Source organism: Streptococcus rupicaprae (assembly GCF_040545225.1).
GTDB lineage: Bacteria > Bacillota > Bacilli > Lactobacillales > Streptococcaceae > Streptococcus > Streptococcus rupicaprae.
This window is the reverse complement of sequence record NZ_JBEPLO010000005.1, coordinates 1-22,606: the sequence shown is the minus strand read 5'-3', so window position 1 is coordinate 22,606 and position 22,606 is coordinate 1. Positions and strand designations below refer to the sequence as shown.

Genomic DNA, 22,606 nt, shown 5'->3' with positions numbered 1-22,606 from the left:
GGAGGTGATGAAAGAAACGATGATAAGGTTTAAGAATTTTTCTTTTCAATACGATGCCCAGGCGGAGCCGACCTTGAAGGGGATCGATTTAGAGATTGTGGAAGGGGAGAAGGTGTTGATTGCGGGACCTTCTGGTTCTGGGAAATCGACCCTGGGTCAATTGCTCAATGGCATTATCCCAGCTATCCATAAGGGAACCATGTCTGGGGAATTTTTGATGGCAGGCAAGCCAGCTTTTGACCAGTCTGTCTATGACAAATCGCAGTTGGTTTCGACAGTTCTACAGGACACGGATGGCCAGTTTATCGGTTTATCGGTTGCTGAGGATTTAGCCTTTGCCTTGGAAAATGACATGGTAGTCCAATCGGTCATGAAAGACCAAGTGGCTAGCTGGGCAGAACGTTTGGAGTTGCGCGACTTGCTGGGCCATCGTCCTCAGGATCTGTCCGGTGGTCAGAAGCAACGGGTCAGTCTGGGAGGGGTCTTGATCGATGAGAGCCCCATCCTGCTTTTTGATGAGCCGCTGGCTAATCTTGACCCGCAAACTGGTCAGGACACCATTGCCCTAATCAAGCAGATGCAAGAAGAAACGGGAGCGACGACCCTGGTGATTGAGCACCGCTTGGAGGAGGTGCTGGCCCTGGACTTGGATCGCATTGTTCTGATAGCGGATGGCTGTATCGTCTTTAACGGGGCACCGAATCAGCTCTTAGCCAGTGATCTCCTAGCTCAGCATGGGATTCGCGAGCCGCTTTACTTGTCGGTCTTGCGCGATTTGGCTTATCCGATGGCTGCAGACCAGCCCTTGGACCAGCTCCCTGCTCTGGATTTGTCCATGCTTGAAAAGCCTGACTTGCAGGTGGAGGCCTTGGAGTCTGAGCAGGCTATTGCCCCTCTTTTAAGCGTGCGCGGAGCGACATTTGCCTATGACAACCGGCTGATTTTGAAGGGGATTGACCTAGACCTTAAAAAGGGAGAACGCCTGGCGATTGTCGGCAAAAACGGCGCGGGTAAGTCTACTCTGGCTAAGGCTTTGTGCCAATTCATCCAGGCAGATGGCGAGTTTCTGTGGCAGGGACAGGATATTAGCCAGGATTCGATCAAGGAGCGGGCCGAAAAAATTGGTTACGTCCTCCAAAATCCTAATCAGATGATCAGCCAGACCCAGCTCTATGATGAGGTGGCCTTAGGATTGCGCCTGCGTGGCTGGCAGGAGGAGGAAATAGAAGAACGGGTCGTTGAAGTGCTCAAGGTCTGTGGCCTTTATGCTATGCGGCATTGGCCGATTTCTGCCCTGTCCTTTGGGCAGAAGAAGCGAGTGACCATCGCCTCTATCTTGGTCTTGGGGGCAGAAGTGATCCTGCTCGATGAGCCGACTGCTGGCCAGGACCAGGCCCATTATGAGGAGATGATGGCCTTCTTAGACCACTTGGCTGAGGCCGGTCACACGGTGGTCATGATTACCCATGACATGCAGTTGATGCTGGAACATAGTGACCGCTGTTTGGTTGTTTTAGACGGTCAGGTGATAGCAAACCAATCCCCCTTGGCGGTTTTATCGGATGCGGCGCTGGTTGCTAAGGCCAATCTGCGGGAGACCAGTATCTTTAACCTAGCTCAGCGTTTGGCGGTGGATCCGATTGCTCTCACAGCATTTTACAAGAAAGGGAGGAAAAGCAATGGCCGCTAATCAGAATCTTCTTGGCTATCGACCAGGTGGCACAGTCTTGTACCAGCTATCGGGTGCTAGTAAACTGCTCTTTTTTATCTTGGTGTCTATCTCTGCCATGGTGACCTACGACACGAGAATCTTGCTCTTGATTGCGGCTTTGAGCCTCCTTATTGTTCAGCTTTCGGGCATTCGGTTTCGTGAGGTTCGCTTTGTCCTGCGCTTTATTGGTGTCTTTGCCCTGCTCAATCTGGTAACTGTCTACCTTTTTAGCCCAGAGTATGGGGTTGCCCTTTACGGGACACGTCATGTGCTCTGGGAGGGATGGGGACGCTTTAATCTGACAGCGGAGCAAGTCTTCTATTTGTTCAACTTGGGCGTCAAGTATTTTTGCACGGTTCCCTTGGCCATCGTCTTTATGATGACTACCCATCCCAGTCAGTTGGCAGCAAGCCTGAATCAGCTGGGCGTTTCCTACAAGGTAGCCTACGCGGTGAGTTTGAGCCTGCGCTATATTCCTGATTTGCAGGAAGAATTTTTCATGATCAGAAAGAGTCAGGAAGCGCGTGGTTTGGAGCTGTCTCGTAAGGCCAAACTGAGTCAACGCATCAAGGGTAATCTACAGATTGTCCTGCCCTTGATTTTTAGTTCCTTGAATCGGATCGATACCATTTCGACTGCCATGGAGCTTCGGCGGTTTGGGAAAAATAAGGTCAGAACCTGGTATATCAGCCAGGTCTGGTCTGGTCTGGACAAGTTGGTTTTAGCCCTTGGCCTCCTGATTGTCGTCTTGACCCTGGCACTGATTGTTTACAATGGCGGTCGTTTTTACAACCCCTTTGTCTGACATGACCTAGGATTGGTCTGAGGAGGGAAGAAAGTGTCAGTCAATGTCCCTTGGCTAAACAGGTCAAAAAATACACAGCTAGATTGGTTTCCCTTCGTGCAGGTGAAACTGATCTGGCTGTGTTTTTGTTGGATTATTGGGAGTTTATAGTCGTTTATACTGAATTAAAATCAAAAATAGAAGGGTAAAGGGTTCGTTTACTTGATCTTAGCATGTCTAGCCTTACTGCCACCACGTTTTCTAGTCTCTAACAGTCCTGTGAACTACTGAAGCGGTTTTTATCTAATTGCGACGTTTGGAAATCAAGCAATACTGTTTTATTTGAGAATCAGTCGGTAATGCACTAAATTATCTATTTTTGAATTTTATTTAGTATTAGTTTTAAAATAGTATTCCAAGCCTTCTTGAACAGAGCTGAATATTCTTAATAATTCCGTTACATTTCTTTTAAGGGTAGCCCAAAACTGTTCAATTGGGTTTAGTTCTGGAGAATAAGGGGGTAACGGAAGAAAATAGTGCCCGTGAGCGATTGACAGCTGATCGAGTTGTTTTTTAGGATGAAAGGTCGCATTATCCATAACAATCACATGGGAACTGATAAGGATGGGAGAAGTTGCTCTTCAAACCATTTGGTAAACAGATCTGCTGTCATGGTTCCATGGTACAACAAAGGAGCGACCACCTGGGCAACAACTTGACCTGCTACTACTGAAAGGCGTTCAAATCGGCGTCCGCTGACCTTGGCATAAACCTTTTGACCTCTCACGGCTCTCGCTCTGGGACGGTAGAGATAGGTGTCCATTCCAGTTTCATCGATATAAATAATCGGCATACCTGGAAAACACGCTAAGACATCTAAGTAGCGTCTGACCTTGTCGGCATTTTGTTCCTTATAGGTTGTTGTCTTTTTTTAAAGTCATCTTCAACTTTTTCAGGGCTGCCCAGACGGATGGGATACTGCAGTTGAAATGCTCTGCTATTTCCCTTAGAAAGGCATCTGGGTGCTCTTGGATGTAGCACTCTAATTGCTCTAGTGGGAGTTTGCGAGGGGGACGAGCACGTGATTTTTGATGGAGGTGTCCCTCTTTTTCTAATTGTTTCTCCCAAAGATATAAGGTATTGGTGCTGATCCCAAATAAAGCACAAGTTTCTTGTTTAGAGTGTCCTGATTGCACATATGAGATAACACGTTTTCTAAAATCAATTCCGTAAGCCATACTTCTATTTTATTAAATACTATTTTAAAACTAAAGAGCTATATCAGAGAGAATGTTTTTGCCCTTGATGGCTTTTGAGAGGTTTTTAGTCACTAGTTTAGTGGTGGTCATGTCATTCTCCTTTCTGAGAAGAGTGTGTGGCATAGAGGCAACCGATGATCAGACTAGCTGGCAAGGACCATAAGAGATAGCTTGTCATGGTAGCCATGAAGTTGTTACAACTTTTGACCAATAAGATAAAGCTGGCATAGAGGAGAACAAAGGCGATGGCAGTAGGTTTTAAGGCTCTTTTCATATCAAATTTCTTTTCTTTGTCCTTAGTTTATCGGAAAATAGCAAGTAGACTAGTCCGTCTTGTCATGACAGGAGATAACAAGTGTCACAAAAGGCAAAAGTGGAAGCGCTTGAAAAAGTATAAAAAATATGCTATAATGATATAAAATCATCAGAAATAGCTTTTATTTCCATGATTTTTAACACAAATAAGTACTGCGAACGCCTGATGCTTTTTGTGGAGCACAGGCGTTTTGTCTAGTCAGAAATAGAAGGAGTAGGAATGAAGAAGATCTATCAATCGACGAGTAAGAGTGTCTTAGAGCAGTTGAATGCAACCGAGACAGGTTTGACGAAAGAGCAGGTCCAAGACCGCCAAAAAAAGTACGGTCTCAATGAGCTAGAGCAGACAGAAAACCTGTCACCGTGGGAAATCCTCTGGCACAATATCAACAATATTATCGTCTATCTCTTAGGAGCAGCAGTTATTCTGTCCCTCTTTATGGGCGAATGGGTCGAGGCTATCGCAGTGTTTGCAGCCCTGTTGATTGCCGTCTTAACAGGATTCTTTGTTGAGTGGAAGGCGCAAGGTTCTGTGGAAGCCCTGCAAAAGATGATTTTTACCACGACCAAGGTTATCCGAAATGGAGAAACGATGGAAATCGAGTCCAAGGAACTGGTGCCAGGAGACATTATGGTTCTGGAAGAAGGCGATGCCATCTCAGCCGATGGCCGCTTGCTGAGCAGCAGTAACTTCGCCGTTATCGAGTCTGCCCTGACAGGGGAGTCTGAGCCGGTGGACAAGGACGCAGACCAAGTCTTTGAGGACGAGCAATCAATCGGTGACCGCCTCAACATGGTCTTTTCAGGAACGGCCGTTGCACGAGGCAATGCCAAGGCAGTCGTGACCGGGACAGGGATGGAGACCGAAGTCGGTCAGATTTCCTCCTTGATTGACAAAAAATCGACCAACGATTCGCCACTTGATAAGGAATTAAAGAAGCTGGGTAAGGTGCTGATTCTCTTGGCACTAGCAGCAGCGCTCTTGGTCATCGTGGTCGGCCTCATCAAGGGGCAGGACATGGTCCATATCCTTCACATTGCCATTATCCTTGCCATTGCGGCTATTCCAGAGGCCCTGCCAGCGGTATCTACCATCACTCTATCTCGCGGCATGCGGATGATGTCTGAGCAAAAGGCCTTGGTCAAATCCCTGTCTGCGGTGGAGACCTTGGGATCCACAACTGTGATCGCCAGTGACAAGACAGGGACCCTGACGGAAAACCAGATGACGGTGGAGCGGATTCGTCTGGCGGATGACCGCAAGCTAGAAGTCACAGGACGTGGCTATGAGCCAGTTGGTGACGTCTTGGAAAACAAGGAAAAACAAGATCTTGACTTAAAAACGGCTCTCCAGTCGGACTTGTCAGAGGACAAACTGGCGCGTTTCATCATTCATGGATTGTTGGCCTCAAACGCCCAGCTACGCCTGGCAGAAGACCAATCCGATGACACCTCTAAAAAAGAATACCAGATGATCGGGGATCCGACCGAAGGTTCTCTGGTTGTCTTAGCGGCTAAAAATGACCTGACCTATGCGGATTTCAAGGAGCAGGGTTGGGAGCGTTTGGCTGAGATTCCATTTAGCTCGGATCACAAGTACATGGCTGTTTTGGTCCAATCTGATGGTGGCCAGCGCATTGTCGTCAAGGGTGCGCCAGATGTCCTCATCCATGACTTTATCCCAAGTGACCAGCAGGACTACTGGTTGGCCCAAAATGAAAGCCTAGCCTCAGAAGGCATGCGGGTCTTGGCTGTTGCCTCCCTTGATCTGACAGAAGACGTCGCAGCCAATGACTTTGCGGAGACTTTCGAGACCTATCTGGGAAACTTTGTTCTCGATGGTCTGGCTGGCATTATGGACCCACCACGGGATGATGTCAAGGATTCCGTAGCCACAGCCCAAAATGCCGGTATTGCAGTCAAGATGATCACCGGAGACCATCCAAAGACAGCTTCCGTTATCGCTGAGCAAATCGGGATTGAAAACCATGATAAGACCATGACCGGTAAGGAGATTGACCAGCTGGTTGATCAACCAGACTTCGCAGAAAAAGTGCAAGAAACAGCAGTCTTTGCCCGTGTCTCACCTGAAAACAAGTTGCAGATCGTCCAGTCCTTGCAGGAAGAAGGACACATTGCTGCCATGACAGGGGATGGGGTCAATGATGCACCGGCTCTGAACGGAGCTGACATCGGTGTTGCCATGGGAATCCGCGGAACAGAAGTGGCTAAGGAAACGGCTGCCATGATTTTGACAGACGACCAGTTCTCCACTATCGAGTCAGCTGTAGAGATTGGCCGAAACATTTTTGCCAACATCAAGAAATACGTCATGTTCCTCTTCTCTTGTAACATGATTGAGATTTTGGTGGTCCTCCTGACCATTATCTTTAACCTGCCCATGCCACTTCAGGCCCTTCACATCCTCTACCTCAACTTAGTCATCGACATTGGTCCAGCCATGTCCCTAGCCTTTGAAGAGGCAGATAAGGACATCATGAACCAGCCGCCCCGTCGGGCATCTGGTGGCTTGGTGAACAAGGCCTTTCTAACACGGATCTTGGTCAGCGGTGCCATTATCGCGACAGCCAGCTTTCTCATCTTTAGGTTGGCTTATGTCAGGGAAGCCAGCCTAGAGTATGCCCAGACAGCCACCTTTACCTTTATGGCTTTTGCCCAGTTGCTTCATATCTTCAATGTCCGCAATCCAAAAGGTTTTGGCTTCAATGCAGCCTTCTTTAGGAACAAGATTTTGGTTGGAGCCCTCATCCTGTCAGCTGCCCTGCAGCTAGCGGCGGTCTACCTGCCTGCTATGAATGAAGTACTAGGCACAGAACCCCTGACCAGCAGCACCTGGACCTATATGGGGATTGGCTTGCTGGTGACAACAGGGCTTGTCTATGTGGCCAATAGTATCTTACGAAAGGTTTTTCCAGAAAATCGGAAATAAATTAGTTGTCGCAACTTTAACATAACAGCTGAGTTGGCTTGATTGATGTCAATCTCTTGTTAATAACCTTTCTAAGCTAATTGACACTTCCTTAATACTTATCAGAATGCTGACTGAATCTACATTTAGGAACTTCTCCAGACATCATCTCAGTTATTTTTGGTAAAAATGAGAATCTCTGCCTAACTTGGCAGGGATTGTTTTTTGAGAGGAGAAGTATTGTGAATCAGGTCTGTATGTTAAGGTAGAGTCTCTTATCTACAGGAGATTAGAATGATTCTTTTGTATATGTTCGGTTTTAATCCGATTTCAAATCTAAAATTCTTGTTTAATATAAAGTTTTTTTGTATAATAAACTTGTTAACTTATCAAAAAGGAGCGAAATGATGTCAAAACACTATCTTTCTAAATCAGCACTTCTCTTGTCTGTCTTGCTAGCAGCAGGTGCCAACCAAGCCGTTCAGGCAGAAGAGCAGACAGGTAGCGTAGCAGTTGAAAATACCAATTCAGGGGCTTCTAGCAGTGCTACAGGACTTGTGACAGAGACGACAGATACTTCATCTGACCAAGATTCCACACCTTCTGAAGCATTTGTGGCTACTACTAAGGAAGCTGAGGCTCCAAATAACCTTGAAGAGGCTCCTCTTCTAGCTCCTGCAGATTTGACGGCAAATTTGACGACTTCAGATGAAGCAAAAGAGACCGCTCCAGTCGAAGGACAAACGGTTGATGTGCGCATCCTCTCAACCACTGACCTCCATACCAACCTGGTCAACTATGACTATTACCAAGATAAACCTGCCCAGAACCTTGGTCTAGCCAAGACAGCAGTTCTGATTGAAGAAGCCAAGGCTGAAAACAGCAATGTCATTTTGGTGGATAACGGGGATACCATTCAGGGAACACCATTAGGCACTTACAAGTCTACTGTTGACCCCGTTGAAGCAGGTGAACAGCACCCGATGTACAAGGCCTTGTCAGCTCTTGGATTTGATGCCGGAACTCTTGGAAACCACGAGTTCAACTACGGTCTGCCTTATTTGGAAACCGTCATTGCTTCAGCAGGTTTACCTCTTCTCAATGCCAATGTGTTGGATGCTGCGACAGGTCAGCCTCTTTTCCAAACGCACAGCATCGTTTCTAAGAACTTCACGGATACCCTCGGTAATCCTGTAACCCTCAAAATCGGGATCACCGGAATCACCCCACCGCAAATTCTCAATTGGGATAAATCGCATCTGGAAGGTAAGGTAACTGTTCGTGACGCTGTTGAAGCCCTCCAAGAATTGGTGCCTAAAATCCGCCAAGAAGGTGCTGATATCGTCCTCGTCCTCTCACACTCAGGTATCGGTGATGACAAATACGAGAAAGGGGAAGAAAACGTCGGCTACCAAATCGCTGGTATTCCAGGTGTTGATGCAGTGGTCACAGGCCACTCACACGCTGAATTCCCTGCCGGCGGTAAAGGCTTCTACAGCCGCTATGCCGGTGTTGATGACGTCAACGGTCTTATCAACGGCACGCCTGTAACCATGGCTGGTAAATACGGTGACCACCTCGGTGTCATTGACCTCAACTTGACCTACACCAACGGCAAATGGCAAACCAATACGGCTAAAGGACAAATTCGAAAAATCGATACCAAGTCTGAAACGACTGACCCTCGAATCCTTGAATTAGCTAAAGACGCTCATGACGGCACAGTCAACTATGTCCGTCAGCAAGTTGGGACCACAACCGCACCGATTACCAGCTACTTCGCCCTCGTTAAGGATGACCCATCTGTCCAAATCGTTAACAATGCCCAAGTATGGTATGTGAAGCAAGAGTTGGCTGGTACCCCAGAAGGCAACCTGCCAATCTTGTCTGCGGCAGCGCCATTTAAGGCAGGGGGCCGTAATTTCAACGATGCAACTAACTTTACAGACATTCCTGCTGGACCAATCGCCATTAAAAACGTTGCGGATCTCTACCTCTATGACAATGTGACAGCAATCCTCAGGCTCACCGGAGCTGACATCAAAGAATGGCTGGAAATGTCAGCAGGTCAGTTCAACCAGATTGATCCGACCAAGACTGAGGCACAAGATTTAATCAACCCAGATTTCCGCACCTACAACTTCGACGTCATTGACGGTGTCACTTATCTCTATGATGTGACTCAGCCAGCCAAGTATGACCGTAGCGGTAAACTGATTAACCCAGAAGCCAGTCGTCTGCGCGATTTGCGCTACCAAGGCCAACCGATTGATGATGCCCAAGAATTCATCGTGGTGACCAACAACTACCGTGCTAATGGTAGCTTCCCTGGTGTGGTCAATGCCAGTCTTAATAAGGTCCTCAAATTGGAAAACCGCCAAGCTATCATTGACTACATTATCTCAGAAAAAACCATCAACCCAAGCGCTGACAACAACTGGGGCTTCACTGACAGCATCAAGGGCTTAGATATTCGCTTCCTGTCTGCTGATCGCGCTAAACTTCTAGCAGACAACTACGATGACATTACCTACCTAAATCCAGTGGATAGCAATGAAGGTTTTGCGCAATACCGTCTGGTTTATGTTGAAGCGAAAACACCGGATACAACTGACGGTAAACTGCCATTAAATCCAATGCCATTCCCAGGTTCAAATCCAAAGCCGACCCCACGTCCACTAAGCGAACCAGAACGCCTTGAGATTGAGCAGATGGTGACGAAAGCTTACCAAGAACTAGTAGTGGAAAGTCCAAAGCCACTTAGTCAACCTGCTGTAGCAAAAACTGCTCGTCAAAATGTCTTGCCAGCGACAGGGACTAGTTCAAGCCTTACTTGGATGAGTGTAGGGCTTGGTTTGCTAGGTCTCTTGGGATTAGCGAAGAAGAGAAAGAACCGCTTAGGTGAGTGAGTTATTTCTCTGCATCAATACTTGAAAAGGTACAAAGAGCGTTAGCCCTTCATCGCAACTATTGATGTAGTAGTGCGTTTCTCTCCCTGCTTTGCCAAATGATCTCCAAACCTTACTCCAAGAGGAGAAGAAGAGACTTGGTTTAGAGTAAGTGTTCCACTTTCACCAATAAAGCCTGTGTTAGAACAACACAAAACCACACTGTGAGTATCATTTCTTGAGAAGGTTCAAGAGTGGCTCACCGTGTGGTTTTATTGTTGAGATGATTAGCTTAATCTCTAGCTAATTTTGATAGTGAAGAGATTGGAAGAGAACCTCTTGTATAGGCAATTAGTCTTTTATCTTCTTGCAATGACGGTTGAGAACAACTGTTGCCAAACTGATTAGACCGAAGATGGTCAACCAATTTGTCATCTCACCTGTCTTAGGCAGGGATTTAGTCGACGTATTTGAATTTGCCTGAGTGATTGGGCTGATTGTAGAAGGTCCAGACGCTAACAGGACTACTTGCGCTTCTGATGGCTGTGCTGTCAAAGGTTTAGGCATAAGTCTTTCTTGAGAATCTGAAGTAGGTTCAAAGAGGCTCAACTCGCCATTATCATCTCTAGCAGGGTCAAAGACTGGCAATGGCTCAGCTTCTTCAGCTACACCGTTATTTTTCAGATTTCCTTTAGCTGTTTGAGGGAAACTATCCTTGTCAGTTGGGTCAGTTCCAGCAATCAGTTCAATGGCATTGCTAAAGCCATCCCCATCGTCGTCCAAGGCTGGATCAAAGATGGACACTGGGGCTGTCTGGTCATTGTCATCTGGATTTGTCAGGCCGATTGTCGGTGCAACACCATTGAGAGCTTCTTTAGCAGCGGCCAGAAGGTTTGTGACAGCATCAACAGCCTCTTGGGTAAGATGATCTTGGGTTAAGGTATTTAGAGCTTGTGCCAGTGTTAGATCAAATTCTGTTTTGAGCGATGTTGCTGCGTAACGGTAGCTGGCATCTTCAGTATCGATGAGGGATTGCGAAGCAGTGATTAGCTGTTCTAGACGAGTGGTGTCTGTCTCAGTACCATTGAGGTTAGCGATGGCAGCCAGCAATGCCTCAGTTGCTTGATCCACGGTCAGTTGATCATTTTTATTTTCCAAGACAGTTTGCGCAGAGTTGAGAGCAAGGTCGTAGGCTGTTTTAGCTTCTGGGCTAGCATTGTAGTAAGTGAAGTGATCTGTCACTGTTTGACGGCTAGCTGCTAAGAGCGCTGTTTTATTAATCAATGTCAACTGCTTAATGGATGGCGCATCGGCTGCGACAGAAATCGCTAAATCTTCCAAGATCTCGTAACCTTCTGGTAAATTGAGCGATAAGCTGTAATCACCGACAGGAGTGAACTTGCTGTATGCCAACGGATTGTATCGAGCCACTGGTAAATTCAAGATTTGACCTGCTGCGGTTGTGAGATCAACCCTTGTTCCCTCAGGAAGTTGTTGATTAAAGACAGTGGTGACCATCTGCTTTGCTAAGAGTTTCAGGAGGAAGTCTACAGATTGACGGCTGTTTTCCTCAGTCAAGTCAAGGGTAACAGATGTTTTTCCATCAATAACTGAGCGTTCTGCATCATGGATGAAAAGGTCGAAGGTATAGGTGCCAAATGGCAATTTGATCACGTTTTTAGTATCAGCGTAACGGGGCAAATCAGTCACGATGTTACCATCAGCATCCTTGACAGAGAAAGAATGTGTCACATTAGTTGGAGCACCTGTTTCGCTGTCTACAACATTGACGTCCACTAAGCCAAAGTTATTGCCGATAGAGACAAGATCTTTTACTTTAGCTGATACAATATTACCAGCAAAATCTTCGACCACATAATAGAAATCAGCTAAATCCGCTAAATCGAGCGGTAAGTCGAAACTGCCATCACTGTTTTGAGTCAAGTAGACGCGGTTATCGACAATGCTGAGTTTACCTGTTTCGTCATCTTTTTTAATCATTGTAGCGTTCCCATCATTGTCACGGACGAGATAGAAGACACGCTCGCGGACGATGGTTGATGGCCCGTATTCGATAGCCGGACGCGGTTTAAAGACAAAAGAAGACTCATCATAAGAGGCTGTTGTTATTTGCGGTGCTTGTCGGTCAATAATGATATCAAAGCTCATACGTTGCATTTTAGCGCCAGATACTTCTGGATAATAAGTCAGGACATATTTATAATGCCCGTCTTCTAGCTCCTTGCCATCATTGTCACGGCCAGCAAATTCAGTCTTATAAAGAACCGTTGATTTTTCATTTTTAGGATCACCACTAAAGTAGTTCTTATCACCAAATTCTGGCTTACTTTGCCAAACAGGGCTCTTTTCATCAGTGTCGTCTGCCTTGTAGACACTCGCCACTAGGTTCGTAAAATTCCTTAAGAAGACACCGCGAAGAGCTAGTGAATCTTGGTTATTATCACCGTTTGGTGAAATGGCAAAGCGGGGAGCCCCTGTTCCATCAAATTCAAGAACAAAACCGCCCTGTCCATCCGTAAAGGTTCCTAAAGATTTGATGGCAAAGTCTGTTCGAGTGTTGTTATTGGCATACACGATATCACTGCTATCGGTCACTAAACTTGTAACATTTTCTTTACCTGGTGCAGCCTCACCAAAATAGACACCTGTTTTACCAGCCATTAAGAGCTCAAGAACAGGTTTTTCAAGGACATCAAGATTTTGGAATTCCCCTTTAAAGCCGACATAAGGAATGCTGATGACATCACCCTTGTCTGTAGGGTCAACAAAGCGAACGAAACCATCTAGGTAATAACCATTTGGCATGAGTTCCGTTAATTCTTCGCTAAATTCAGACGTATCGACAGTGATAAGAACGGTCGTACTGCTGTTGGCTTTGACAGTGATGGGTTGACCAGACACGGTTTTCAACTCACGTGGCTTGAGGGTAATTTTATCGGCTTCAACCAAGTCGGTGTTGACATGAGTGATGTAATCAAGTGTTTTATCCTGATCAGTAATGTTATGGACCACCACGACAAAGCTAAAGGCATCGTTGACATTTCCTAGGTTGACGCTACCATATTGGTCGCTGCCAGTGACGTATAGGCCTGTTGAAATGGCTGCTTTTGTATCTAAGACACCTGCTCCTTGTTGTCGTGGAGAAGTGTAAGCTTGGGTCTCTTCATTGAAGTGAGGGTTTGCAGTACTCATCATCAAATTTTTGATGAGCGCTTCGTATTCAGAATCGGTCTTGTCTGGGTAGGCCTCCTTGAGGTACTGTTTGACAAGGACAGCAGCACTGGCAACGTGGGGAGCTGCCATACTGGTCCCGTCTTTCATCTCATACTTGTTATCGTTAATGGCAGCAAAGATACTACCTCCTGGTGCGGATAGATCTGGTTTGAGTTCCCCATCAGCACTTAGACCCCAGCTAGAGAAATCAGATGGCTTGCCAGCCTGTGGGTTGGCTGATTTATCCATTTGATCCTTGAAGCTCAGTTTGAGTGATGGATTTTCTTGGATGGCCGTACCAAATTCGTAAGGGATAAAGATGGATGGGATAACACTTCCAGACTCATCCAAAGACATATTGATGTTGTTTTCGCCTGATGTATGATTAAAGATAACCACACCAGCGGCACCGTGAGCGGCAGCGTTGGCAATTTTTTCGTTGAAAGTGATCTCGCCGCGCTTAATCAGAGCGAGTTTACCTGTTATATCAATGTTTGCAAAATCGTCTTCCAGACCAAGTCCTGCATAAACCAGTTCATAAGCCTTGTCTTTATCGAATTTGATTTCGCTGGCATCTGCATTGGTAAAGGAGCTCTTGCCGTGGTTCAGCTCTACGTTATCTTCAAGACCAATAATCTGAACAACTTCACTCATGATGGTTGAATTGTTGTAAGAAGCGACTGAAATAGCATCTCTAGCAGTTGATGGGCTACCAACCAGGCCATAATCTGGGTTGCTGGCATGAGGATTGCTATGTCCAGAACCAAAAGTACCATCATTACCTGCAGCGATTACGACAGATACCCCAGCTTTTCGAGCCATCTCAATGGCAGCGATGAGTTGATCACCAACATTGACCGTTGAACCATTGGCGCCTCCTAGGCTAAGGTTGATCGCATCTGCTTTGAGTTTGACGGCATCTTCAATAGCTCTGATATACAGTGCTTGGCCAGTAGTTGAGTGAACATCAGAGAAAACCCTCATAAACATAACCTGTGCTTCAGGGGCAACGCCGTAGATTAACTCACCGCCAACTGGCTGACTAGGGTTACCAGCAGCAATCCCTGTCACGTGCATGCCGTGAGAACTAGTTTCTGCTTCCTTCAATTCTGTATTGACATCAACATAGTTATAGCCGTAGACGACCTTGTCGCTATACCAACGGCCATAAGTGATGCCAGCCTCTGCCATAGCTTGCTTGAGTTGATCTTCTGATTGGTATTTGGCCTTGTTAATGTCCGAAAGTCGCAGAGCATCATGTTCAATGTCCAAACCTGAGTCGATGACCGCAACAATCATCCCCTCTCCCTTATAGCCTGTGTCCCAGGTTTCAGGAACTGTAATGATGGTATTACTATCAATATTTTTTGGTTTTTCTTGATCCGCCAAAGGCGCTTCTGTTTCAGCTGTAGCATCTGAACCTGAAGTTTCTGGGTCAAGATGATCTGGAGCCTCTGTTGTCGGATTGGAGATTTCTGGACTAACTTGGTCTAAGGCTAGAGAAGTTATCGGTTCAGAAGCTGTAGAAGTGCTGTAACTCTCTGGATTTTCCTGATTAGTTTGATCAGGTGTTTCTTCAGACCATTGACTACTGGTTTCTACCTGGGTGAGGGCAGGGTTATTGGGTGATAGCTCATCGGCTCTAACCTCATAACCAGCAGATACAAGAAAGAAAGCACCAAGAAGGACAGAAACTGCACCGAGCTTGTGCTTGCGCAATGAAAACCGTTCTTGTTTAGACATAAACATTTTCTCCTAAATATTTATTTATAGCAAAAGCTATTGTTTTATTAAAACAAAAATTTTCCAAAAATTCAAGTCTTTTTCGAATATTTTATCTTTTGGGAGTTTAAGAGTATTTTGGTTCATTTATAGAAAAAGAATAGTCCTAACGTTGCACCTCCTAAATCAATGAATGGAAATGGTAATAGCTGTCTATATAGTGAAACTGAGCTTTTAAAATTTAGCTAATAGGAGAGATGATGGGACTGCCGGAAATTATTGTTTATACAATGAAGTGAATGATCCTATATAGAGAATTTAATTCCTTGCTATAACAAATCGCATTTTAATAGTCTTTTTTGGTATAAAATGTTGATTGTCCTATGAAAGAGTTTAAAGAGGACTATAAAATAGGTGAAAGTTGTCGCCATACAAAAAAGCACACAGCTATTCCAAATGTCCTTATGGACTAGGGAGTCTGTGTGATTTTGATTGTTTTTAGTTTATGTCTTATTAAAATAAACAGGAGATATTTAATGACTTACAGCGGTTTTTTATTGGGAAGCCCCGCCTTTCTAGGGTACTTATTTGGGGTTTCTTTTTTCTTTTCAACGATGGTGATGTTGCGGGGGTCACCATTTGGCAACTGATAGTCGTGAGAGACTTGGATTTGGCTAAAGAGCAGGCTGAGGGCATTTTTGGCAGCTAGATTTTCTTCATCGGCTGAGCTAGCCTTGAGGGCGATGAGTTGGCCTTTGACCTTGAGGAAAGGAATGGTCAGTTCAGAGAGGACCTGCATGCGGGCGACAGCTCTGGCTGTCACCAGGTCAAACTGGCCTCTAAAGATCTTATCTTGCCCAAGGTCTTCTGCTCTGCCATGGTAAAAAGCCACACCCGTCAGGCCCAACTCCTCAGCCAGGAGGTTAAGGAAGTTGATCCGCTTGTTGAGCGAGTCAATGATGGTCACCTCAATCTTGGGGAAAAGAATCTTCATAGGCAGACTGGGAAAGCCTGCGCCAGCCCCAATGTCCAAGAGTTTCAAGGATTGGTTGGGGATAAAGCCTTCGAGAATCGGCGCCAAGGAATCGTAAAAATGCTTGAGGTAGACCTCTTCCTTATCAGTGATGGCGGTCAGGTTAATCTTCTCGTTCCACTCGACCAGGAGCTCAAAGTAGTGTTCAAACTGTTTTTTTTGCTGGTCAGACAGCTCAAAGCCCTTGTCAGCCAGAAGGGTGTAAAATTCTTGTGTCGTCATAAGTTATCCTTTTTCTGTAAATCTTCTTCATTTTATCATAAATCAGGAAAATTTGATATAATGGTATCATAAAATAAAGGAGACTAGAACAATGTGGTTATTTTTGCTGATTTTAATCGTTGTGTTGATTTTGGGAGGTATCTCAATTTATAATGGCTTGGTGAGGAGTCGGATGCACACAGAGGAGGCTTGGAGTCAGATTGATGTCCAGCTCAAGCGTCGCCATGACTTGATTCCAAACTTAATCGAGACCGTCAAGGGCTACGGCCGTTATGAACAAGAGACTCTTGAAAAGGTTATCCAGTTGCGCAACAAGGTTGCAGGTGCATCCAACCCAGCTGAAAAGATGGCAGCCAGCGATGAACTCAGCCGTCAGGTATCAGGCTTGATGGCAGTTGCAGAAGCCTATCCTGACCTTAAGGCTTCGGCTAATTATACCAAGTTGCAGGAAGAGTTGACCAATACGGAGAACAAAATTGCTTATTCCCGCCAACTATTCAACTCAACAACTGGTAACTATAATGCGAAATTGCAGACCTTCCCGACCAATCTTTTTGCGAAATTCTTCGGCTTCCAACCTAGTATCTTCCTCAGCATTCCTGAAGAAGAAAAGGTGGTACCGACAGTCAACTTTGGCCCAAATGGTTTAGGAGACTAATATGCTATACGACCAAATTTCAACCAATAAACGGCGAACTATCATTCTTTTACTGGTCTTTTTCACCCTGCTAGCCTTGGTTGGGTATGGGGCTGGTTACCTTTGGTTGGAATCTGGTCCAGCAGGGGCTGTGGTAGCCCTGATCATGGGGCTGATCTATGCGGTTTCCATGATTTTTCAATCGACCAATGTGGTCATGTCCATGAACCATGCCAGAGAGGTCACAGCGGCCCAGGCACCAGAGCTCTATCATATCGTTGAAGATATGGCCATGGTAGCCAAGATTCCCATGCCAAGGGTTTTCATCATCGAGGATGAAGCCCTCAATGCCTTTGCGACAGGCTCTAAACCAGAAAAGGCAGCAGTTGCTGCGACAAGTGGCCTGCTGAAGGTCATGAACCGTGAAGAGCTTGAAGCGGTCATGGCCCATGAAGTCAGTCACATTCGCAATTATGACATTCGGATTGCGACCATTGCCGTTGCGCTCAGCGCAGCGATTACGATGCTGGCTTCCATGTCCCAGCGTATGATGTGGTATGGCGGAGGACGTAGCAGACGGCGTGACAATCGTGGCAGTGATGGCGGTCAGACTATTGTGTTAATCTTGTCTATGCTGGCCTTGGTGCTAGCGCCCTTGGCTGCTACACTGGTTCAGCTAGCCATTTCTCGGCAACGGGAATTTTTGGCGGATGCTTCTGCGGTCGAATTGACCAGAAATCCTCAAGGCATGATCAATGCACTCTTAAAGTTGGATCGTAGCCGTCCCATGTCTCAGCCCATAGATGATGCTAGCGCGGCCTTGTATATCAGTGATCCTCTGAAAAAAGGCAACTTGCAAAAACTTTTTTATACCCACCCACCGATTTCAGAGCGAGTTGAACGCTTGCGTCACTTATAAAAGGAAGGTATTATGTTTCATATTTTAGATATCAAAAAGAATAAGGAAGGTCTTGCCTTCAAGGAAAAGCTTGACTTAAAGGCGGATTTGCAGGCTAGAAACCCTGAAATCCTAGACCTTGACGATATCGTCGTCGAAGGGACAGTCACTTATGAGAACAAGCTTTATGTGCTTGATTACCAGCTATCCTACAGCTTGACCATGCCTTCCAGTCGGTCTATGACGCCAGTCAAGTGGCAGGAAAGTTACCCTGTTTCGGAACTTTTCATGGAGGCAGCGGAGTTGAGGGGCCTGGCTGGAGATGATGCAGAAGAGCTTTTGTTGCCGATTGAAGGCGATACGATAGACCTTTCAGAGAGTGTTGCGGATAATATTCTGCTCAATATTCCTCTCAAAATCTTGACAGCAGCAGAAGAAGCCAACGAAACTTACCCAGAAGGCAAGGACTGGCAGGTCTTGTCCCAAGAGGACTACGAAGCAGCACAAGCTAGCAAGAAAGAAGCCCAGTCCCCTTTTGCAGGATTGGCTGGCCTGTTCGATGAGGAATAGACAGCAATCGTCTGAATATTTCAAAATTCTTGAAAACTCAGCCGCTTAAGTGTATAATGATAATAAATGAAATGAGGAGTTAGAAATTTTATGACACAAGCAAATTTTGGTGTTGTCGGTATGGCAGTTATGGGGCGTAATCTGGCCCTCAACGTGGAGTCACGTGGGTACACCGTAGCGATTTACAATCGTTCATCAGACAAGACAGAGGATGTCATCAAGAGCAACCCAGGTAAAAACTTGGTGCCAAGTTATGATGTGGAAAGCTTTGTCAACTCGATTGAAAAGCCACGCCGCATCATGCTCATGGTTCAAGCTGGCAAGGGAACCGATGCGACGATTCAGTCCCTTTTGCCTTACTTGGATAAGGGAGATATCTTGATTGACGGTGGGAACACTTATTTTGAAGACACGATTCGTCGTTCCAAGGAATTGGCTGATTCAGGCATTAACTTCATCGGAACAGGTGTCTCTGGTGGTGAAAAAGGTGCCCTTGAGGGACCTTCTATCATGCCTGGTGGCCAAAAAGAAGCCTATGAGTTGGTGGCTGATGTCTTGGAAGAAATCTCTGCCAAGGCCCCAGAAGATGGCGCTCCGTGTGTGACCTATATCGGTCCAGATGGCGCAGGCCACTATGTTAAAATGGTTCACAACGGTATCGAGTACGGTGATATGCAGCTGATTGCTGAATCTTACGACCTGATGAAGAACCTTCTAGGCTTGTCAACGGCTGAGATGGCAGATGTCTTCACTGAGTGGAACCAAGGAGAGCTTGACAGTTACTTGATTGAAATCACGGCTGATATCTTGACCCGTCAGGATGATGAAGGCCAAGACGGACCGCTGGTGGATTATATTCTTGATGCAGCTGGTAACAAGGGAACTGGGAAGTGGACTAGCCAGTCATCTTTAGACTTGGGCGTGCCTTTGTCCCTGATCACCGAATCTGTCTTTGCGCGTTACATCTCAACTTACAAGGACGAGCGAGTTAAGGCCAGCAAGATTTTGCCAGCGCCAGCTCCTTATGCCTATGAAGGAGACAAGGCTGAATTGATCGAGAAGATCCGTCAGGCGCTTTATTTCTCCAAGATTATGTCCTATGCGCAAGGATTTGCCCAATTGCGCGTGGCTTCTAAAGAGTATAACTGGAACTTACCGTTTGGTGAGATAGCATCAATCTGGCGTGCAGGTTGTATCATCCGTGCCCGCTTCCTGCAAAAGATTACCGATGCCTATGGACGCGATGCCGACTTGGCTAACTTGCTCTTGGATGAGTACTTTATTGACATCACAGCCAAGTACCAGCAAGCGGTCCGTGATGTGGTTGCCTTGGCTGTTCAGGCTGGTGTGCCAGTGCCGACCTTCTCAAGCGCTATCTCTTACTTTGACAGCTACCGTGCGGCAGACTTGCCAGCAAATCTAATCCAAGCTCAACGGGATTACTTCGGTGCCCATACTTACGAGCGTAAAGATAAGGAAGGCATCTTCCATTACTTATGGTATGATGAAAACTAACAGATGGTTAAACGAATTCTCCTTAGTTCACCGGAGCGTAGCCTAGCACGCTTTACCTCTATAGAGCTACAAAAGTCTGATTATATGGTTGATCTTGCAGAGGATGGTAAAACTGCTTTAGCGCACGTGCGCGAGCGAGAATATGATTTAATCCTGACGGATTTCCAGTTGGGGGATATGAGTAGCCAAGCTTTTGCCAAGGAAGTCAATTATCTTAGGCCAGCGACCATTATCATTGTAATGGTCAGCCAGGAAGAGTTGGCAAGCGATCAAGAAGCAATCGGACGCTATGCTGTTAGCACTATTGTCAAACCCTTTGTAATTGCAGAACTCTTGGATTTGATCAATCGTATTTTTCGTGGGAGAGATTTTATTGATCAAAACTGTAGCTTGATACAGGCTAGGACAGCCTATCATGATCTTCGCTTGGACCGTAAGCAGCACGTGGCTTATCGTGGTGAAGAGCCTTTACTTTTGACCCGTCGAGAATACGACCTGCTGGCAACCTTGCTGGCCAGTCATACGCCTTTGAGCCGTGAGCAGCTCCTAGAGCGGGTCTGGAAGTATGAGTCCACCGCAGAGACTAATATTGTCGATGTTTATATCCGTTACCTAAGAAGTAAGATTGATATCCCAGGCCGCCCCTCCTACATCCAAACCATTCGGGGAGTTGGCTATGCTATGAGGGAATAAATAATTGTAAATACTTATACATAACCAATAGTCAAAAACTCAGCTCCTATTCTAAACTAGAGCTGAGTTTTTTGTTTATGTGACTTTAGTCCGTTTCGCTCCGCAGGTGCGAAACAAATAAACCACCCGCTATGCGGGTGCGCATCGCAGGTTATACCAAAAAACTCCAAACGCGATACAATAAAGGTGTTCAAGCGCACTGTAAAGCGAAAGGAGGAGAAAAATTATCCAGTGGATGATTTTTGCCGAAACCTAAAAATAAAAAAGTTGAGGGGCTCAAAAAGCACGTCGTTTATCACACACAAAGTGGATGTGTAAATATCACATTGTGTTTACCCCTAAGTATAGACGAAAGATCATATATAATCAATATCGAAGCAGTCTAGGTGAGATATTCCACCGTTTATGTCGCTACAAAGGTGTAGAAATTATAGAAGGTCATTTAATGCCAGACCATGTTCACATGTTAGTCAGTATTCCTCCACGAATCAGTGTTTCCAGTTTCATGGGTTACTTAAAAGGTAAGAGTGCTCTTATGATGTTTGACAAACACGCCAATCTTAAATACAAGTTTGGGAATCGCCATTTTTGGGCAGAGGGTTATTATGTAAGCACAGTAGGACTTAACGAAGCCACGATTAAAAAATAGATACAGGAGCAAAGAAATTATCCAGTGGATGATTTCTTCATGAGCTTAAAAATAAGAAGGCGAATTAACATGATATCGCACTTGATAAACTGAGTGTGAAAGAATATGAAGATCCCTTTAGGGATGATGGTAAGTAATACTAACGCCTCTTTAAGAGGCAAGTGACGAGTCAAAAGCAGTTAGGCTTGAACAACGTGAAAGAGAGCACCCTAGACGCTGGCTGGTGATATGGGCTTATAGCCCCTGTTCAAACCACCCGTTTAACGGGTGGTTATGATTAGATACTGGGAATGGTGGGTAGGAGAGATTTAAGATTTTGATTTAGAAACATCGAGAAATCCCAATATGGAGACTTTAAGACCTAGAGGATTAGTTGATAGCAAGGTGATCGGTTTTGGTAGGAGTTACTCGTGTTACAAGTTTTTATATTCAGGATTATAATTAGTTAAACACCTCACTCAAAAACAAGAAAGCGAGGTGTTTTGTTTCAGTATTTTAAGAGCCGTCCCTATTCAAGATACTCTTCATCGCCAGCAGCAAGTCCGAAAATTAGGAAGCAAGCTGAGAACTAGATGTGATGTAGTATATCCAGTGTCTAGTTAGATGGATTTCATAGTAGGGAAAAGAAGTACATTAATTTATTGGTTTTTATATGGCTACAAATGGCTCTACATCAGGCTTTTGGTTTTTTAATGTTTAACAAATGAAGTCAATTTTTTTTAAAATTGTCGTAAACTGGTGGTAAGTTGGTCGTAAGCTAATAAATCTTATTATTGCTTAATAACGAACATTAAAGTAGCTTATCCATATCTCTTTTTCGATATAAGATTCGTCGAACTTCCATAGTCTTGCCAATTAAAACATAGAAAATCATAAAATTTTTGACGGTAATGGTGTAGTATGGATGGGGACGATTTTTTAAGGATTGAAATGGCTCGTATCCATCAGGATACTGTAATCGCTCAAAGATAGCTTGCTCTACATCGTCAACAAGTTGATGAGCAGCAGTAGGATTATGAAGATTTTTTGAGATATAACTTACAATTTTAGCGAGATCTTCCTCAAATAAGGGAAGAAATGTTAGGTCATAGTTCTTAGCTTTCATTAATTTGACTTCTCACTCGTCCAAAAACTTCTTCAGCAGAAAAACGTTCTGTTGTTACTGTAGCAAACTCATCAGCCTCATCTAACTGACGCTCAATTTTGTCTGTTAATAGAGAATACTGTTCTAGGCTCATGACAACCATAGAACCATAACCATTCTTTGTTAAAAAGACAGGCTCACCAGTTTGAATTACTGCTTGTTCTACTTCACTGAATTTATTGCGTAAATCTGACACAGGTCGAATGTTGAGCATAAAATCACCTCGCATGTTTTGATAAAATTCTATCAAAATATTATCAAAAAGTCAAAGGACATCGGAGGTGTTTTTAATAAGTAGTTGATAGCATGAGGCTGGGCAAAAACTAGTTTCAGAATAGACAAAAACGAGCATTTCCGCAGTTGGAGATGCTCGTTTTCCCATGTCATGGTTTATAATTATAAT

Annotated in this window: 17 protein-coding genes and 1 pseudogene; 10 read left to right on the top strand and 8 right to left on the bottom strand. The window is 45.2% G+C overall.

Going from position 1 to position 22,606, the window contains the following annotated elements; translation table 11 throughout:
- The first annotated feature begins 7 nt into the window (after positions 1-7).
- Both ABID29_RS03100 and ABID29_RS03095 read left to right on the top strand, forming a co-directional pair.
- Positions 8-1,690, top strand: coding sequence for an ABC transporter ATP-binding protein (locus tag ABID29_RS03100; protein ID WP_354364328.1), 1,683 nt, complete (start codon positions 8-10; stop codon positions 1,688-1,690).
- A complete protein-coding gene (locus ABID29_RS03095) occupies positions 1,680-2,516 on the top strand; it encodes an energy-coupling factor transporter transmembrane component T family protein (RefSeq protein ID WP_354364326.1) in 837 nt (278 codons plus the stop codon). Before ABID29_RS03100 ends, ABID29_RS03095 begins: the two co-directional genes overlap by 11 nt.
- 365 nt (positions 2,517-2,881) lie before the next feature.
- Here the strand turns inward: ABID29_RS03095 and ABID29_RS03090 are convergent, their stop codons facing one another.
- From ABID29_RS03090 to ABID29_RS03075, 4 genes are all read right to left on the bottom strand, one after another.
- Positions 2,882-3,094: a transposase gene (locus ABID29_RS03090; protein ID WP_354364325.1), complete on the bottom strand. Its 213-nt coding sequence runs from the start codon at positions 3,092-3,094 to the stop codon at positions 2,882-2,884.
- Between the two features lie 5 nt (positions 3,095-3,099).
- Complete coding sequence (locus tag ABID29_RS03085) at positions 3,100-3,348, bottom strand: hypothetical protein (RefSeq protein ID WP_354364323.1); 249 nt, start codon at positions 3,346-3,348, stop codon at positions 3,100-3,102.
- Between the two features lie 58 nt (positions 3,349-3,406).
- The gene (locus ABID29_RS03080; RefSeq protein WP_354364322.1) at positions 3,407-3,733 is read right to left on the bottom strand and encodes an IS630 transposase-related protein; all 327 of its coding nucleotides are present in this window, start codon (positions 3,731-3,733) and stop codon (positions 3,407-3,409) included.
- Between the two features lie 112 nt (positions 3,734-3,845).
- The gene (locus tag ABID29_RS03075; RefSeq protein WP_354364320.1) at positions 3,846-4,028 is read right to left on the bottom strand and encodes a hypothetical protein; all 183 of its coding nucleotides are present in this window, start codon (positions 4,026-4,028) and stop codon (positions 3,846-3,848) included.
- Between the two features lie 261 nt (positions 4,029-4,289).
- On the opposite strand from ABID29_RS03075, the gene ABID29_RS03070 reads away from it, so the two are divergent.
- Positions 4,290-7,019 (top strand): cation-translocating P-type ATPase, encoded by a 2,730-nt coding sequence (locus ABID29_RS03070; protein ID WP_354364319.1) that lies wholly within the window; start codon positions 4,290-4,292, stop codon positions 7,017-7,019.
- A 386-nt stretch (positions 7,020-7,405) separates the two neighbouring features.
- Entirely contained in the window at positions 7,406-9,907 is a 2,502-nt protein-coding gene (locus ABID29_RS03065; protein ID WP_354364317.1) for a bifunctional 2',3'-cyclic-nucleotide 2'-phosphodiesterase/3'-nucleotidase, read from the top strand.
- A 330-nt stretch (positions 9,908-10,237) separates the two neighbouring features.
- Here the strand turns inward: ABID29_RS03065 and ABID29_RS03060 are convergent, their stop codons facing one another.
- Positions 10,238-14,863 carry a S8 family serine peptidase gene (locus ABID29_RS03060; protein WP_354364316.1) on the bottom strand — a complete coding sequence of 1,542 codons (4,626 nt, stop codon included), beginning with the start codon at positions 14,861-14,863 and terminating at the stop codon, positions 10,238-10,240.
- Positions 14,864-15,383: 520 nt separating this feature from the next.
- A complete protein-coding gene (gene rsmG, locus ABID29_RS03055) occupies positions 15,384-16,097 on the bottom strand; it encodes a 16S rRNA (guanine(527)-N(7))-methyltransferase RsmG (RefSeq protein WP_354364315.1) in 714 nt (237 codons plus the stop codon).
- A 91-nt stretch (positions 16,098-16,188) separates the two neighbouring features.
- Here rsmG and ABID29_RS03050 point away from each other — a divergent pair, with 91 nt between their 5' ends.
- The 6 genes and pseudogenes from ABID29_RS03050 (at position 16,189) to tnpA (ending at position 21,196) form a co-directional block, all read left to right on the top strand.
- On the top strand, positions 16,189-16,755 hold the full coding sequence (locus tag ABID29_RS03050) for a LemA family protein (RefSeq protein WP_354364314.1): 567 nt from the start codon (positions 16,189-16,191) through the stop codon (positions 16,753-16,755).
- Between the two features lies 1 nt (position 16,756).
- Positions 16,757-17,653 carry a zinc metalloprotease HtpX gene (gene htpX, locus ABID29_RS03045; RefSeq protein ID WP_354364313.1) on the top strand — a complete coding sequence of 299 codons (897 nt, stop codon included), beginning with the start codon at positions 16,757-16,759 and terminating at the stop codon, positions 17,651-17,653.
- 9 nt (positions 17,654-17,662) lie between these two features.
- Positions 17,663-18,202, top strand: coding sequence for a YceD family protein (locus ABID29_RS03040; RefSeq protein ID WP_435533145.1), 540 nt, complete (start codon positions 17,663-17,665; stop codon positions 18,200-18,202).
- A 90-nt stretch (positions 18,203-18,292) separates the two neighbouring features.
- Entirely contained in the window at positions 18,293-19,717 is a 1,425-nt protein-coding gene (gene gndA, locus ABID29_RS03035) for an NADP-dependent phosphogluconate dehydrogenase (protein ID WP_354364309.1), read from the top strand.
- Between the two features lie 3 nt (positions 19,718-19,720).
- Positions 19,721-20,410: a response regulator transcription factor gene (locus ABID29_RS03030; protein ID WP_354364308.1), complete on the top strand. Its 690-nt coding sequence runs from the start codon at positions 19,721-19,723 to the stop codon at positions 20,408-20,410.
- 310 nt (positions 20,411-20,720) lie between these two features.
- Positions 20,721-21,196 (top strand): annotated as a pseudogene (tnpA, locus tag ABID29_RS03025) (IS200/IS605 family transposase).
- A 653-nt stretch (positions 21,197-21,849) separates the two neighbouring features.
- On the opposite strand, the gene ABID29_RS03020 reads toward tnpA, so the two are convergent.
- A complete protein-coding gene (locus ABID29_RS03020) occupies positions 21,850-22,164 on the bottom strand; it encodes a type II toxin-antitoxin system RelE/ParE family toxin (RefSeq protein WP_354364306.1) in 315 nt (104 codons plus the stop codon).
- Positions 22,154-22,417, bottom strand: coding sequence for a type II toxin-antitoxin system Phd/YefM family antitoxin (locus ABID29_RS03015; RefSeq protein ID WP_354364304.1), 264 nt, complete (start codon positions 22,415-22,417; stop codon positions 22,154-22,156). The genes ABID29_RS03020 and ABID29_RS03015 overlap by 11 nt, the downstream gene beginning before the upstream one ends.
- Positions 22,418-22,606 lie beyond the last annotated feature (189 nt).